A 14,474-nucleotide genomic window follows, 5' to 3' on the forward strand; every position below is an offset into this window, starting at 1 on the left:
TAAGCCTTTAAAAAGGGTTTAGACAGGCTGATTCCTTTAATCTCACCTAATTTTTAAGTTTTGCTCCTAATAGTTTAGGTACCCTTAATCTTGAAGGATTGGCCACAAACCCATTATCTCTCGCCTCTTTGATAGATCTGAGAATACATTAATTAATAGGCCCTCCTTAGTTTTAAAGAGACCTCTGGAAATTCTTCTGGATTTATCAAAGTTACTTTTATTTATTTTTTCCAGATCTACTGAAGAGCGGCCAAATCGAATACAGTCATACTAAAGCTTACCTTGCGTATTATAAATTAAAAGCTTTAGTGACCTTCACATTATATTTAGACTGTATCTTTTTAGATAAGGATAAGAGTAATTTGTTATCTCTAATTCTAACAGCTAAATTGGTAAAAATTATTTCACAGGGATTACTGTTCATATTCAGTATAGACAGCTTTTACATCTTTATTATTTTTAATCTGATAATTGACTGTATTATATAGTTTACTAATATGCCAGGCTAATTCATTAATTATTACTAATTGCTTATGGCTTAATTTAGGCTTGAATTTAAATGATAATCGCATTGATTTTTCACCTCCATCCTACTATAATTATATCATACATATGTTTGCTTGTAAAAGAAAAAATATTATTGGAAACCTGCTTTTTGGTCTAGAAGCTACTGCATTTTGTCTACTGGTGGTGCTACTATTGAGACAATTAAAAAGTATATTGAAAATCAGAATAAATAGCCAATTTATCTCCACACAATGCATAGCTTGGATGGAGTTTTCTTGGCATATTTAGATAAAAGTTCAACTACAACTGAGATTTACACTCATGTAAGTAATAAGAATTTGATCAAGATTATTAATCCTTTTGATAAATTATAGAATATAGATCTTAACGAAATAACAGTCTTGAAGATCAAACATATTTAGAAATGATGAACTTTTATTCGCAAAGAAAAGAGTTATCTGACATTTGCCGACTAGTAAATTACGAAACAAAAAACCCCCTGATATATTAAATCAGAAGGTTTATCATTTTATTGAATTTGTATTATTTTCAAGCCATAACGTTAGTTCTTTTTTTGATAACTGACCAGAAGATACCTGGATCATCATTTTATAGGCTTCTTTTTCAGAAGCTGTAATTTCTAGACCATTTTTTTGTAAAAAAGTATCCATAGCTACAAAAGCAATTCTTTTGTTCCCATCAATAAAGGGATGATTATTACAAAGATGGTAGCCATAAGCTGCTGCCATTTTTAGCAGTGAATCATGCAAATATTCACCCTGATAAGTTGTTTTAGGTTGTTCAAGAGCTGAATTTAATAAATTTTCATCTCTAATACCCATACTTCCACCATAAATTTTAACAAGTTGTTCGTGGAAAAAAAGAATTATGTCTTTAGGAATAAATATAATGTCATTCATTTAGCTAATTCCTTAAGAGTGTTTTTGTATTTTTGGTTAGTCTTATCAAAAGCTTTAGCCCACTCTTCAAATTCAGGATTAAAAGGAGTTACTGTAAAACCATCTTCATTTTCAATAATATGAAGTTCTTCACCTTCTTTAAGATTATATTTTTCTTTAAGCTCTTTAGGAATAGTAAACCCATAGCTGTTACCAACTTTTCTTAGTTTTATGGTTTTCATAGTCAATCACCTCAACTATATTATAACATTTGTATTACTTAAAAAGCAAGCAGGTAAAAGAAAAAGAATAAGTGATTATATAAAGAGAAGGTCAAAAGAAGCAAACGATCAGATAACATGGGATTGACGTCATGCCTTCTGTCATAAAGCTTGCAATTTAACTAATTACGAATACGGAAAAGCAAGCTTTACGCCAGTTCCTGACGGAATCAGGCATGAGCGCAAATCCCAGGAACGTTATTTGAAATATAATAAACCAAATAATCTCTTTTTTATTTTCAAATAATATAAATTTGAAAACAATTGCAATTTATAGCCATTATATTATAATATAATGTATAAAATGAAAATAAAAGAGAGGATGATTTAAATGAAATCTTTTAAACCATTTGAATTACCAATAGAAAAACAAATTGATCCTATGGAATTTTATACTGAACTAATTAATGCAAGTACAAATGTAGGGAAATATCAGGTGATGTTAAAAAAATCTAAAATTAATGAGTATTTTCTTATTACTCCATTTAGTTTACAGGAGGCTGTACAGTCCAGCAAAATTGAAGGAACACAAGTAACTTTTGACGAAGTTTTAGAATTTGATATTGATAAAAATAAAAAAAATAATGATGCTCAAGAGGTTCTAAATTATTATGATGCATTAAACTATGGTGAGAGTGCTTTAGAAAAATATCCTATATCAACACGTCTCTTCAAAAAATTACATGAAATTTTGATGAGTAATGGAGTTCGAGGACAAAATGGAGCTCCTGGAGAATATCGTTCTATTCAAAATTTTATAGGACCAGAAGGTTGCACTTTAGAAACTGCTACTTTTGTGCCACCTCAGCCACAATTAGTTGATTCCTATATGTCTAATCTAGAAAAGTATATTAATAACCCAAATGATAATTTGCATTCTTTAGTTAGAATAGCAATTATACACGCTCAATTCGAAACTATTCATCCATTTTTAGATGGTAACGGTAGAATTGGCCGTATATTAATTCCACTGTATTTATATGATGTAAATCTCATAAATTCTCCCAATTTATTTATCAGTGAAGTATTAGAAAAAGATAAGCATAAATACTATAGATTACTGAATGGAACAAGAAAAGAGGGTAATGGTTGGAATCAATGGATTAAATTCTTCCTGCAAAGTGTAAACAAACAAGTAATCAAAAATATTAATCTAATTGAGGAAATTGATAACCTGTATGAAAGAGATTTAGAAAATGCAATGAATATAATAAATAGTACTAATGTATTAGACCTAATTAAAGCGATGTTTCAAAAGCCGATATTTAATGTAAAAACAATTAGTTCTTTAACAGGGATACCTGATACAACTTGTAGAAGATATCTTTTTACTCTTGAAGAAGAGAAGGTGATATTTTCAGATAATAAAATGAGAAATAGAAAATATTATTATTATAATTTACTTGATTTATTAAGATAAAGCCATGATACATCACATAACATGGGATTGGCGTCATGCCTTCTTTCATAAAGCTTGCAGGTTGCCATATTTTAAAGTATTTTCATAGTAATTTAATGTTAAGCTGTACTGTTGAAAAAAGGCTTTATCAATATGAAATAATTTGCATTGAATATAAATTACCAGGAGGAGAATGTAAATGAAGGAAGTAGAATTATTAATTGATTTTCATAAAAATGCTAAAAGACAAGGGCCTGGAAGTCCTTCTGATACATTAAAGGCATTTAATTTTATGGATATTAGCAAGAAAAAGTCTTTGAAAGTTGCAGATATTGGTTGTGGTACAGGTGCTCAGACAATTACCCTGGCTCAAAATATTGAAGGGGAAATAACTGCAGTTGACTTATTTCCTGAATTTTTAGCAAAATTAAATTTAAAAACAAAAGAACAGGGTTTAGAAGATAAAATTACAACAGTTAAAAAGCCAATGGAAAATTTATCTTTTGACAAAGAAGAATTTGATATAATTTGGTCGGAAGGTGCAGTTTACATTATGGGGTTTGAAGCAGGAATAAAGAATTGGAAATACTTTTTAAAAACTGGCGGCTATATAGCTTTAAGTGAAATTACATGGACTACAAATTCAAGACCAAGTGAAATAGATCAATACTGGAATAATGAATACCCAGAAATTGATACTGCCTCAAAAAAGATTAAAATATTAGAAGAAAATGATTTTTCTCCGATTGGTTATTTTATATTATCAGAAGATAGCTGGATTGAGAATTATTATAAGCCTATGGAAGAACGTTTTGATGATTTCCTTAGTAAGCATAATAATTCTGAAATTGCGAAAAATATGATAGATAATCAAAAGGAAGAAATAAGGAAATACAAAGAGTATAAAGATTATCTAAGTTACGGTTTTTATATAGCTAAAAAAGTATCCAATGAATAGGAATGATAGATAATGAAAACAATTGAAGAAAGCATTTTAACTTCAATGGATTGTACAGACAGTGAGATTTTAACGTATCTACCGTACATTCTTCAAGATTTTTGGGAAATTGGGTCTGACCCTAAAGTAATGATAAAGCTTATTAAAAAGCATTTTGCAAATATTAATAACCTTACAGTGTTGGATTTAGGCTGCGGAAAAGGTGCAGTTTCTATTAATATAGCTAAACAAATCAATTGTGAGTGCTACGGGATTGATGCAATACCAGAATTTATTTCTTTTTCAGAATCAAAAGCTGAAGAACATGGAGTTAGCAATTTGTGTAAATTTGAAGTTGGTGATATTCGAGAAAAGATAAAAGAGCTTGGAAAATATGATGTAATAATATTAGGTGCTATTGGACAAGTATTTGGTGATTATTTTGAAACTCTTACAATATTAAACAACAATTTGAAAGACGGTGGCATTATAATTATTGATGATGGATATATTGATGATGATAGTAACTTCAAACATAATAATTTTCACAATAAAAGCGAACTAAAAAAACAAATTTCAGAAGCTGGTATGCATTTAATAGATGAAGTAGTTATAAGTGAAGATGATAACCTTGCAGCAAATTACGATAAAGAATACAGAAATCTATTCAAACGTTGTCAGGAATTGAGTGTTAAATACCCAGACAAAGCTGAAATATTTATCAATTATAGCAATCAACAAAAAAAAGAATACGAAAATTTAAAAAATGTAATTACATGTTCAACTATGGTTCTAGAAAGATGATCAAATGAAAAAAATAAATTAACATTTCAAAATCTAGAATTAACTGCAATAATGATAGCAGCAACATTTGTAGCTCAAATACTTACATTTAGCTTTTCATTAAGTATATATCAAAAAAAGCAAAATTAAGGATAAACACTATGGAAATTTAAACATCTAATGATATGGAGGAATATATATAATGACAAAAGTGCTGTTAGCTGGAGCAACTGGATATCTCGGAGGATATATTTTAAACGAACTTATCAACCGTAATTATGATCTCAGAGTTGTTGTACGTAGTCCTTCTAAATTAAGTCCAGAAGAAGTAAAAAAAATAGAAATATTAGAAGCTCAGGTTACCGAAGCTGAGTCGATCATAAATTGCTGTCAAGACGTCGATATTGTAATTTCTACATTGGGAATTACAAGACAGAAAGATGGTTTTAAATATATTGATGTGGATTACCAGGCCAATAAAAATTTATTGGATGAAGCTCTAAAACATGGGGTTAAAAAATTCATTTACATTTCGGTTTTTAAAGGAAGAGAGCTTAGAGATTTAAAAATATGTGAAGCAAAAGAATTATTTGTAGATGAACTAAAGCAAGCTCAGCTTGAGCACTGTATTATTCGTCCCAATGGATTTTTTTCGGATATGGCTGAGTTTTTTCACATGGCACAAAAAGGACGTATTTTTCTATTTGGCGATGGAGAATTTAAAGTTAATCCTATTCATGGTAAAGATCTAGCTGTAGTATGTGTAGATGCAGTGAAAAATAATGAAAAAGAAATAGAAGTTGGTGGTCCTGAAATATTATCACAAAATGAAATTGCATCTATTGCTTTTGATGTTGCAGGGAATGAAAAAAAGATAACTTATATACCAGAGTGGTTGATAAAAATATCTTTATTTTTGCTAAGAACCTTTACATTTCAAAAATTTTATGGACCAATAGAGCTATTTTTGACAGTCCTGTCACAGGATATGGTTGCTCCAGCAATGGGTGATTTTACTCTGAGGGAGTTTTATATGAATTTGAAATAATTTAAAACTATATATTAAAAGATAGCAACGATTTATTTTTCATTCAATTACTTGAGATGAAATAATAGAAGGAGAAACTAAAAATGTTAGAAAAAAATAAAGCTAATCCATGGTTTTTTCTTGTCGGTACAATTATTTGGACCTGGACTTTTTTAGGTTTAACTATTTTAAGCAATCAAAATTATCTGCAATTTCCTACTGTTATTTTATCTTTAACAGGAGCGCTTGGTCCTTTAATTATATCATTAATCTTAATTAAACTGGGTTATTGGGATAAAGATCTTGATAAAACGCCTTTTAAATTTATTTGCAGAGTTTTTAATCCCTTTACATTAAAATTTAATTGGTATTCATATGTAATTATTCTTGTATTAATACTAAAGATTACACCAATACTGCTAAATAATTTCCTGTATGAAGAAATAGCTATTTTTGATATTGGTCCTCTGATATTTATGTTAATTGGAGTGATTATTGGTGGAATGGAAGAGATAGGCTGGAGGGCTTATGCACTAGAAGGTTTGCAGAGAAAAGTGCCAATAATACTGGCCAGTTTAATTATAGGACTTTTCTGGGCTTTATGGCATTTACCTCTATTTTTTCTGGAGGGTACATATCAATCTCAATTGGGTGTAGGAACCACAGCTTTTTGGACTTTTCATCTTAGTATATTGCTGGGTTCACCAATCTATGCATGGTTATATAATAAAAGTGGACGGGTTGCTTATGCTGTTGTATTATATCATGCATTAGGTAATTTAAGCGGTGAATTATTTATCTAAAATTGCCAAGAAAACTCCATCCAAGCTATGCATTGGCTGGAGATGAATTGGCTATTTATTCTGATTTTCAATATACTTTTTAATTGTCTCAATAGTAGCACCACCAGAAGATACAATAATGATATTGTAGACTATAAACAGAATGATAATTGTTATTTAAGTCTCTATTCATAAAAATCAAACCTCCATGTTTTCTTTTACAAGCAAACATATGTATGATATAATTATAGTAGGATGGAGGTGAAAAATCAATGCGATTATCATTTAAATTCAAGCCTAAATTAAGCCATAAGCAATTAGTAATAATTAATGAATTAGCCTGGCATTGCTCTAAATTATATAATACAGTCAATTATCAGATTAAAAATAATAAAGATGTAAAAGCTGTCTATACTGAATTAGAAACTAGATATAAAAATAACTGGCATAATGACTACCTTCACTCCCATAACAGACAGCAGGCATTAAAGCAGTTAGTTCAGGACTGGAAAAGTTTTTTTAATTCTCTCAAAGATTATAAAAAGAATCCTCAAAAATATAAGGGTCAGCCAGGGTCACCTAATTTTAAACATATGAACAGTAATCCCTGTGAAATAATTTTTACCAATTTAGCTGTTAGAATTAGAGATAACAAATTACTCTTATCCTTATCTAAAAAGATACAGTCTAAATATAATGTGAAGGCTCTTAATTTTGAGCTGCCTGAAGCAGTTCAAAGCATTATAGATTTAGATGCTGTCCAGCAGATAAAGATTAAGCAGGACCGTATTTCTAAAAGATGGTATCTCTTAATTATCTACAAAGTTAAAGAGGCAAAAGAAAGTAAGAAATCTAACATAATGGCAGTAGATCTAGGTCTTGATAATTTGGCTACTTTAATATTTAAAAACAATTCTGATTGTTATATTATCAATGGTAAAACTATTAAATCCAAAAATTCTTATTTTAATAAAGAAATTGCCAGACTACAAAGCATTAGAATGAGGCAGTTAGCTACCAGTAAAATTAGAGATACTAAACGAATAAAATATCTGAGATTAAAGAGAAAAAATTATATTAGAGATTATCTCCATAAAGCTAGTTGCAAAATAGTTGATTTAGCAATTGAAAATCAAGTAGAAACTATTGTAATTGGAGATATAAAAAATATTAAACAATGCAGCAAACTTAAATCTTTTGTCCAAATACCGATCCAGAGATTAAAAAAATTAATTGAATACAAAGCTAAACTAAAAGGTATCAAAGTTGTTGGAATTGATGAAAGCTATACTTCTGGATGTAGTTCAGTAGATCTGGAAAAAATAAATAAAAGTAACTATGATAAATCCAGAAGAATTACTAGAGGTCTCTTTAAAACTAACGAGGGCCTATTAATTAATGCTGATCAGAATGGTAGTTTTAATATACTTCGTAAATACCATAACGATAAATGTATTCTCAGACCTATCAAAGAGGCGAGAGATAATGGATTTGTGGACAATCCTTCAAGATTAAGGGTATCCTAAACTATTAGGAGCAAAACTTAAAAGCCAAACATCTTGTAAACTGACCTAGTAATATAGGTTGAACTTTAATCTATATGAAGCAGTTAGAAGCTCCCTCTAAATCTTGGTTTTGATTTAGGTGGAGAGGTTCACTAGTTTTTCTGTACTGAATTTGCTAGTAGAGATTTTGATAGCTTTATTTCTAACAACTTATTCCTGGAAATGGATGAAAAAGAAAGTTGAGATTAGTGAATAGATTTAAAATAAAGAAAAATAAAGAAAAAAGGAGGAATGTATGAGTTTATCAATTATCGCAGCAATGGATCAGAATCAATTGATCGGTCAAAACGGGAAACTTCCCTGGAAACTACCCGCAGATTTAAGGTATTTTAAGCAGACTACTATGGGATCAGCTATTATAATGGGGAGAAAGACTTTTGAATCTATTGGATCTCCTTTAGCAGGTAGAAAAAACATCATTTTATCTAAAAATAAAAATTATTCTGCAGAGGGCTGTGAGATAATTCATTCCAAAAAAGAAATTCTAAATAGATTTTTAGTGCAGAAAAAAGAAGCTTTTATAATTGGAGGTCTAAAAATTTTTCAACTTTTTTTGCCTTATTGTGATAAATTATATTTAACCATTATAGAACACGAATTTTCCGGAGATACTTATTTTCCAGAGATAGATTTTGATAATTGGATTAAAATACAAGTAAAGAAAGGTGTTACTGATTGTGAAAACCCATATGAATATTATCATAATATTTATCTAAGGAAAAAAGGTAAATAGGGGTGAAATTTAGGCTTATGTTAAAAATTATACAGTAATTAATTATAATAATTGATATTATTAAAATAACAAGAAGAATTAAATGCCTATATAGCTATTATTTGAAAAAACAAATCAACAAAATGATCAGGAGGGTAAAATAATGACAAAAGTATTAATCACATATTATAGTTCTTATGGTCACATATTTAAAATGGCTCAAAGTGCAGCTGCAGCTTTAGAAGATAATGAAGATTATGAGGTAAAACTTCGTAAAATCCCTGAATTAGAAGCAGCTAGAAAAGGAATGTCTTCTCAAGATGCTTATGTAGAAGCTCAAAAAGCTCAGGCAGATGTTAAAAAAGCTAATCATTCTGATTTAGAATGGGCAGATGGTATAGTCTGGGGTATTCCAACTCGTTTTGGTAATATGCCAGCTCAGGTTAAACAATTTATTGATACAGCTGGAGGTCTATGGGCTAAAGGAGCTCTAGAAGGAAAGGTCACTGGAATTATGAGCAGTACTAATACTGTTCACGGTGGACAGGAAAGTACAATTCTTTCTTCATTAATTCCGCTGCTTCATCTGGGAATGATTTTTGTTGGTTCTCCTTATGGGGAAAATAAAGAACTAAATGAATTTAAACTCCAGGGAGGTACACCTTATGGTCCCTCAACAATTGCCGGTGGTGATGGATCACAGATGCCTACAGATGGCGACTTAAATATGGCTGGAAGACTGGCTAAAAGAGTTGCAAAAGTTGCCAGTGGTGTTAAAGAAGTTTATTAAAAATAATTAAAATTTATAAATCATTCAACCCTGCTATTAAAAGCGGGGTTTTTTCAATGAAATATTTACAATAAAAAGATTTTAATGTTATTCACAATGGTTGACAGTTAAGAATATTTCTGCTAAACTTTTATTAAATTCAAAATTTTAAGTAACTAAGATATTAAAAAAATGAGATGGAGGATGAGAGAATGAAAGAGAAGAGTAGAGAAGAGCAAAGAAGTGGTTTTTTTGGTGATTTTGGAGGCAGAATAGTTCCAGAAGATTTAGCTTCTGCTTTAGAGGAATTAAAAGAGGGGTTTGAAGAAATCAAAGACAATAAAGAATTTCGGGATGAACTTGCTATTCTTTTTAAAGATTATGTAGGTAAACCCAGCCCTTTATATTTTGCTAAAAATCTCACTAAAGAAGTCGGAGGAGCAAAGATATACTTAAAAAGAGAGGATTTAAACCACACAGGTGCTCATAAAATTAATAACTGTATTGGTCAGGCGTTACTGGCCAGAAAAATGGGCAAAAAAAGAATTATTGCTGAAACTGGTGCTGGTCAACATGGTGTAGCAACAGCAACTGCCTGTGCACTTTTTGATATGGATTGTGAGATTTTTATGGGAGAAGTTGATACAAAACGCCAGGAATTAAATGTTTTTAGAATGGAATTGCTTGGTGCTAATGTTAATGCTGTTTCTGCAGGAGATGGAACTTTAAAAGATGCAGTTGATGAAGCATTAAAAGATTTTGTTACAAATGTTGATACTACTTTTTATATGCTAGGTTCTGCTGTTGGACCTGATCCTTATCCAACTATGGTTAAAGAATTCCAGTCCATAATTGGTAAAGAAGCCAGAATGCAGATTTTAGAAAAAGAAAATAAATTACCTGATTACATAGTTGCCTGTGTTGGTGGAGGAAGTAATGCAATTGGATTATTTGCTCCTTTTGTAGATGATAAAGAAGTTAATATATTAGGTATTGAGCCAGGTGGTAAGGGTGATAAACCCGGACAAAACGCAGCTCCATTAACTTTTGGAAAACCTGGAGAATTACATGGATTTAAAAGTTATGTTCTTTATGATGAAAATGATGAGATTTCTCATACTCATTCTATTGCAGCAGGACTTGATTATCCCGGTGTAGGACCAGAGCACGGTTATTTAAAAGATAGTGGTAGAGCTAAATATACAACCGCTTCTGACCAGGAAGCATTAGACGCTTTCCATCTTTTATCCGAAAAAGAGGGTATTATACCCGCTTTAGAAAGCGCTCATGCTGTTGCAGGAGGAATGAAAATAGCTAAAGATCTAAATGAAGATCAAATTGTAATAATCAATCTCTCAGGTAGGGGAGATAAAGAGATGTAGGACAGATTAAAAAATTACATGAAAATGGTAATTTAAAATAATTTAGTAAATTAACACCTCTAATTTCTAGAAATTGGAGGTGTTTTTGATCTTTAATACAAAAAATTATTTTAGTATAATTTGCATTTTAAAGATCCAAAAAATTTTTTAAATTTTTTTCAATATAGCTTGACATTGCTTTTAAATAATACTAAACTGTTAAACAAGCTACTTGTGTACACAAGTAGTATTTTTTAAATTAACAAAAATTTAATTTCACAGGAGGAGATATTATAGCTAAAAATCATTTATCAGCAATCTATAAAAATATTGCTGCAGAAATCACTCAAAGAATATATAAGGGGGTTTATCCATCTGGAGCATATCTTCCTTCAGAAAACAAATTATCTCAAGAATTTGAAGTTACTCGTTCAACGATTCGTAAAGCCCTAAATGTTTTAAAAGAAAAAGGTACAATTGAAAGCAAACAGGGAAAGGGATATTTAGTTAAAGAACTGCACTGGGAACAGAGCTTGCTGCAATTTTATAGTTTTGGGCAAAATATAGCTCAAAATATTGAAAATCCTGAAAGCAAATTACTTGAACACAAAAAAATAAAAGGTCTAAAAAGTATTGATGAGTTTGTTTCTACTGAACTCTGGCAGATAAATAGGCTTAGATTAATGAATGAAGTGCCTTTAATTCTTGAAACATCATATATACCTATTGATTATTTAAAAAACTTTGAAATCCCTGAATTAAAACAGGATTCATTGTATAACCTTTTAAAGAAAAATGATAATCATGTTGTAAGAGCAAAAGAATATTTAGAACCTGTTTTACCTTCATTAAATGATCAAGAGTTGTTAGAAGTTAAAGAAGATAGTTGTTTATTCCAGACTATAAGATACAGTTATGATTCAGAAAATAAACTAATAGAACTAAGAGAAAGTTTGATAAGAGGAGATCATTTTAGTTTTTCAGTGGAAATGACTCTATAATATGAGGAGTGTTATAAATCTATCAATGAATAAAAACATTAAACGGTTATTTAAAATGTTTATAACCTTTTTTAAAATAGGACTTTTTACCTTTGGTGGCGGACTCGCAATGATTCCAATTATGGAAAAAGAATTTGTTGATAAACAGGGTTGGGTTGATAAAGAAAAGTTTGTAAATGCTATCTCTATCACTCAAACTGTACCAGGTGCAGTAGCAATTAATATGTCCATATTTTTTGGTTATAATATTGCCGGTTTTGCCGGAGCATTAGTAGCAGCTATTGGGATTGCTTTACCATCATTTTTTGTGATTTTAACAATAGCTATAGTTTTTAGAAACTTTAATGATTATGTAATTGTTCAGAACATTTTAAGAGGAATTCGTCCAGCAGTTGTGGGCTTAATTATTTATGCAGGTCTTGATTTAGCAAAATATATAGAATGGGATCCACCTTTAGCCGCAACCATTAGTCTAGTTCTTTTAATTGGTTTAACTTTCGCTGTAAATCCAGCATTTTTAATTCTTATGGCAATATTTTTCGGCTCAATTTCTTACAAAAAAGATTATTTCATAAAGCTAAAAAATAAAGTGCAGAGAAATTATAAAAAAGTGGATCGGGTATAATTAATTAAACAGTTTTTTCTCGGACATGATATAATAAGATAATAACAAACTAAAATGGAGGAAAATATCATGCCTACAAAATATCCTGAAGAAATCAAAAGAAAGGTTGTTGCTCTGGCCAATAATGGTAAAAATCAAACTGAAATACTCAATGAATATGGAATGGCAAGGTCCACACTTCATAAATGGATAAAAGACTATAATAACTCAGGGTCATTCAGCGCTAAAGATAATAGATCTGATAAAGAAAAAGAATTAATTAAATTACAAAAAGAAAACAAGCAGCTTAAAATGGAGAATGATATTTTAAAGCAAGCGGCGCTGATAATGGGACGAAAGTAGCAGTCATTAAGGCAAACAGGGATAAATACAGTATCAGCGCCATGTGCAGAGCACTCAATATATCAAGGGGGATGGTTTATTATACCCCTAAGAAAAAACAGGTTAACATTGAACTGGAAAGTGAAATAATTAGAATCTTTAAAGAAAATAAAACTCATTATGGAACCAGAAAAATCAAAAGAAAACTAGCTAAAAAAGGCTATCAGGTATCCAGACGCAGAATAGGTAAAATAATGAAAAAATATGATCTGGTTTCCACTTACACTAAAAAGCAATACAAAGTCCATTCTCCAAGCTGTAATGAAGATAAAATAGCTAATGTTGTAAACAGAGAATTTGATAAAAAAGAAGCTCTAGATGTTGTTGTCAGTGACCTAACCTATGTTAATGTAAAGGGCAAATGGAACTATATCTGCCTGATAATTGACCTCTTTAACCGCGAATTTGTTGGTTATGCAGCAGGCAAAAAGAAAAATGCTGAATTAGTAACTGAGGCTTTTAAAAGTATTAAAAGACCACTGGATCAAATTAATATTTTACATACTGACAGAGGTAATGAATTTAAAAATAAAGCAATCGATGATATTTTAGACAACTTCGATATTGAGCGTTCTTTAAGCAATAAAGGCTGTCCTTATGATAATGCAGTTGCAGAAGCAGCCTTCAAAGTAGTTAAGACTGAATTTGCTTATGATAGAATCTTTAATAGTTTTCAAGAGCTGGAATATGAGCTATTTGACTATGTTAACTGGTATAATAACCACAGAATCCACGGGTCATTAGATTACCTAACACCTGTTGAATATAGATATTTAATGTTCGATAAAAAATTGTTGTAAAAAGGGTTGACAATCCAAAGTTTATAAAGAGGTTTATATTGATTAGATTAGAAGTGAAATTATAAAATTTTAATTGATTAATTTAAAAAGTGGTTGTAAAATGCTGGAAATAATAATTGCTTTAATGAGATCGTTTTTTAAAGTTGGTTTGTTTGGCTTCGGTGGCGGTTATGCTATGATATCACTTTTACAGAGGGAATTAGAAAGATATGGCTGGCTAACCATGCAAGAATTTGTTGATATAATCGCTATTGCCCAGATGACACCAGGAGCTATTGCTGTAAATAGTGGTACTTTTGTTGGTTTTAAATCAACTTCAAGTGTTTTAGGAGCATTTTTTGCAACTTTAGCTGTTATAACACCCTCATTTATTCTAGTTTTACTCTTAGCTCATTACTATAAGAAAATAAAGGATTCTGATTATATAAATGCTGTAATTAGATATATAAGACCAACCGTAATCGGTTTGATTATTTTAGCAGCACTTTCACTGGTTAAAACAAGTATTATCGATATTCAGACATTTATAATTTCAGTATCAGTACTGGGAATAATGATAAAAACAAATATTAATCCAATTACCTTAATTGTTTTAGCAGGAGTTTCAGGAGCACTAATATATTAAGAAAAATTATATAAAATTAA

At 30.2% G+C, this 14,474-nt stretch carries 15 protein-coding genes and 3 pseudogenes; 15 read left to right on the top strand and 3 right to left on the bottom strand.

All coding sequences use genetic code 11. The features are described 5' to 3' along the window. Positions 1 to 313: 313 nt before the first annotated feature. Positions 314 to 572, bottom strand: a pseudogene (locus tag HALSA_RS13330) (RNA-guided endonuclease InsQ/TnpB family protein); the annotation flags it as partial. Between the two features lie 57 nt (positions 573 to 629). Here HALSA_RS13330 and HALSA_RS12810 point away from each other — a divergent pair. Then, positions 630 to 740: pseudogene (locus HALSA_RS12810) on the top strand (transposase); the annotation flags it as partial. A gap of 291 nt (positions 741 to 1,031) precedes the next feature. Here the strand turns inward: HALSA_RS12810 and HALSA_RS06180 are convergent. Further along, the gene (locus HALSA_RS06180) at positions 1,032 to 1,427 is read right to left on the bottom strand and encodes a type II toxin-antitoxin system death-on-curing family toxin (protein WP_013405739.1); all 396 of its coding nucleotides are present in this window, start codon (positions 1,425 to 1,427) and stop codon (positions 1,032 to 1,034) included. Then, positions 1,424 to 1,648: an AbrB/MazE/SpoVT family DNA-binding domain-containing protein gene (locus tag HALSA_RS06185; RefSeq protein ID WP_013405740.1), complete on the bottom strand. Its 225-nt coding sequence runs from the start codon at positions 1,646 to 1,648 to the stop codon at positions 1,424 to 1,426. Before HALSA_RS06185 ends, HALSA_RS06180 begins: the two co-directional genes overlap by 4 nt. A gap of 370 nt (positions 1,649 to 2,018) precedes the next feature. On the opposite strand from HALSA_RS06185, the gene HALSA_RS06190 reads away from it, so the two are divergent. The 14 genes and pseudogenes from HALSA_RS06190 to HALSA_RS06255 all read left to right on the top strand — a co-directional run bounded on the left by HALSA_RS06190 (position 2,019) and on the right by HALSA_RS06255 (position 14,454). Then, positions 2,019 to 3,107 carry a Fic family protein gene (locus tag HALSA_RS06190; protein WP_013405741.1) on the top strand — a complete coding sequence of 363 codons (1,089 nt, stop codon included), beginning with the start codon at positions 2,019 to 2,021 and terminating at the stop codon, positions 3,105 to 3,107. Positions 3,108 to 3,285: 178 nt separating this feature from the next. Then, complete coding sequence (locus HALSA_RS06195) at positions 3,286 to 4,044, top strand: class I SAM-dependent methyltransferase (RefSeq protein ID WP_013405742.1); 759 nt, start codon at positions 3,286 to 3,288, stop codon at positions 4,042 to 4,044. Positions 4,045 to 4,056: 12 nt separating this feature from the next. Next, on the top strand, positions 4,057 to 4,827 hold the full coding sequence (locus tag HALSA_RS06200; protein ID WP_013405743.1) for an SAM-dependent methyltransferase: 771 nt from the start codon (positions 4,057 to 4,059) through the stop codon (positions 4,825 to 4,827). A gap of 181 nt (positions 4,828 to 5,008) precedes the next feature. Then, positions 5,009 to 5,854, top strand: a complete 846-nt coding sequence (locus tag HALSA_RS06205) for an SDR family oxidoreductase (protein ID WP_013405744.1) — start codon at positions 5,009 to 5,011, stop codon at positions 5,852 to 5,854. Positions 5,855 to 5,937: 83 nt separating this feature from the next. Continuing rightward, positions 5,938 to 6,636 (top strand): type II CAAX endopeptidase family protein, encoded by a 699-nt coding sequence (locus HALSA_RS12450; RefSeq protein ID WP_013405745.1) that lies wholly within the window; start codon positions 5,938 to 5,940, stop codon positions 6,634 to 6,636. Positions 6,637 to 6,887: 251 nt separating this feature from the next. Further along, positions 6,888 to 8,141 (top strand): RNA-guided endonuclease InsQ/TnpB family protein, encoded by a 1,254-nt coding sequence (locus HALSA_RS06215; RefSeq protein WP_013405746.1) that lies wholly within the window; start codon positions 6,888 to 6,890, stop codon positions 8,139 to 8,141. 274 nt (positions 8,142 to 8,415) lie between these two features. Continuing rightward, the gene (locus HALSA_RS06220; protein WP_013405747.1) at positions 8,416 to 8,913 is read left to right on the top strand and encodes a dihydrofolate reductase; all 498 of its coding nucleotides are present in this window, start codon (positions 8,416 to 8,418) and stop codon (positions 8,911 to 8,913) included. A 142-nt stretch (positions 8,914 to 9,055) separates the two neighbouring features. Next, positions 9,056 to 9,682, top strand: coding sequence for an NAD(P)H:quinone oxidoreductase (gene wrbA / locus HALSA_RS06225; protein ID WP_013405748.1), 627 nt, complete (start codon positions 9,056 to 9,058; stop codon positions 9,680 to 9,682). Positions 9,683 to 9,873: 191 nt separating this feature from the next. Next, a complete protein-coding gene (gene trpB, locus HALSA_RS06230) occupies positions 9,874 to 11,043 on the top strand; it encodes a tryptophan synthase subunit beta (protein ID WP_013405749.1) in 1,170 nt (389 codons plus the stop codon). Positions 11,044 to 11,351: 308 nt separating this feature from the next. After that, positions 11,352 to 11,519: pseudogene (locus HALSA_RS13175) on the top strand (GntR family transcriptional regulator); the annotation flags it as partial. 36 nt (positions 11,520 to 11,555) lie between these two features. Then, the gene (locus HALSA_RS06235) at positions 11,556 to 12,023 is read left to right on the top strand and encodes a GntR family transcriptional regulator (RefSeq protein ID WP_238524736.1); all 468 of its coding nucleotides are present in this window, start codon (positions 11,556 to 11,558) and stop codon (positions 12,021 to 12,023) included. A 55-nt stretch (positions 12,024 to 12,078) separates the two neighbouring features. Next, positions 12,079 to 12,648, top strand: a complete 570-nt coding sequence (locus HALSA_RS06240) for a chromate transporter (RefSeq protein ID WP_274377483.1) — start codon at positions 12,079 to 12,081, stop codon at positions 12,646 to 12,648. A gap of 54 nt (positions 12,649 to 12,702) precedes the next feature. Next, positions 12,703 to 13,829 (top strand): IS3 family transposase gene (locus HALSA_RS06250; RefSeq protein ID WP_095522095.1). Its coding sequence is split into 2 segments (ribosomal slippage): positions 12,703 to 12,955 and positions 12,955 to 13,829, totalling 1,128 coding nucleotides; the frame shifts between segments, so codons are not numbered across the junction. A 100-nt stretch (positions 13,830 to 13,929) separates the two neighbouring features. After that, positions 13,930 to 14,454 carry a chromate transporter gene (locus HALSA_RS06255; RefSeq protein WP_013405753.1) on the top strand — a complete coding sequence of 175 codons (525 nt, stop codon included), beginning with the start codon at positions 13,930 to 13,932 and terminating at the stop codon, positions 14,452 to 14,454. Positions 14,455 to 14,474: the final 20 nt, after the last annotated feature.

Origin of the sequence: Halanaerobium hydrogeniformans (assembly GCF_000166415.1) — a bacterium.
Taxonomy (GTDB): Bacteria; Bacillota; Halanaerobiia; order Halanaerobiales; family Halanaerobiaceae; genus Halanaerobium; species Halanaerobium hydrogeniformans.

What these genes read in the sequence shown, in the direction of transcription:
- HALSA_RS06180 (WP_013405739.1), bottom strand. Translation starts at nt 1,427, where the DNA reads ATGAATGACATTATATTTATTCCTAAAGACATAATTCTTTTTTTCCAC.
- HALSA_RS06185 (WP_013405740.1), bottom strand. Translation starts at nt 1,648, where the DNA reads ATGAAAACCATAAAACTAAGAAAAGTTGGTAACAGCTATGGGTTTACT.
- HALSA_RS06190 (WP_013405741.1), top strand. Translation starts at nt 2,019, where the DNA reads ATGAAATCTTTTAAACCATTTGAATTACCAATAGAAAAACAAATTGAT.
- HALSA_RS06195 (WP_013405742.1), top strand. Translation starts at nt 3,286, where the DNA reads ATGAAGGAAGTAGAATTATTAATTGATTTTCATAAAAATGCTAAAAGA.
- HALSA_RS06200 (WP_013405743.1), top strand. Translation starts at nt 4,057, where the DNA reads ATGAAAACAATTGAAGAAAGCATTTTAACTTCAATGGATTGTACAGAC.
- HALSA_RS06205 (WP_013405744.1), top strand. Translation starts at nt 5,009, where the DNA reads ATGACAAAAGTGCTGTTAGCTGGAGCAACTGGATATCTCGGAGGATAT.
- HALSA_RS12450 (WP_013405745.1), top strand. Translation starts at nt 5,938, where the DNA reads ATGTTAGAAAAAAATAAAGCTAATCCATGGTTTTTTCTTGTCGGTACA.
- HALSA_RS06215 (WP_013405746.1), top strand. Translation starts at nt 6,888, where the DNA reads ATGCGATTATCATTTAAATTCAAGCCTAAATTAAGCCATAAGCAATTA.
- HALSA_RS06220 (WP_013405747.1), top strand. Translation starts at nt 8,416, where the DNA reads ATGAGTTTATCAATTATCGCAGCAATGGATCAGAATCAATTGATCGGT.
- wrbA (WP_013405748.1), top strand. Translation starts at nt 9,056, where the DNA reads ATGACAAAAGTATTAATCACATATTATAGTTCTTATGGTCACATATTT.
- trpB (WP_013405749.1), top strand. Translation starts at nt 9,874, where the DNA reads ATGAAAGAGAAGAGTAGAGAAGAGCAAAGAAGTGGTTTTTTTGGTGAT.
- HALSA_RS06240 (WP_274377483.1), top strand. Translation starts at nt 12,079, where the DNA reads ATGTTTATAACCTTTTTTAAAATAGGACTTTTTACCTTTGGTGGCGGA.
- HALSA_RS06255 (WP_013405753.1), top strand. Translation starts at nt 13,930, where the DNA reads ATGCTGGAAATAATAATTGCTTTAATGAGATCGTTTTTTAAAGTTGGT.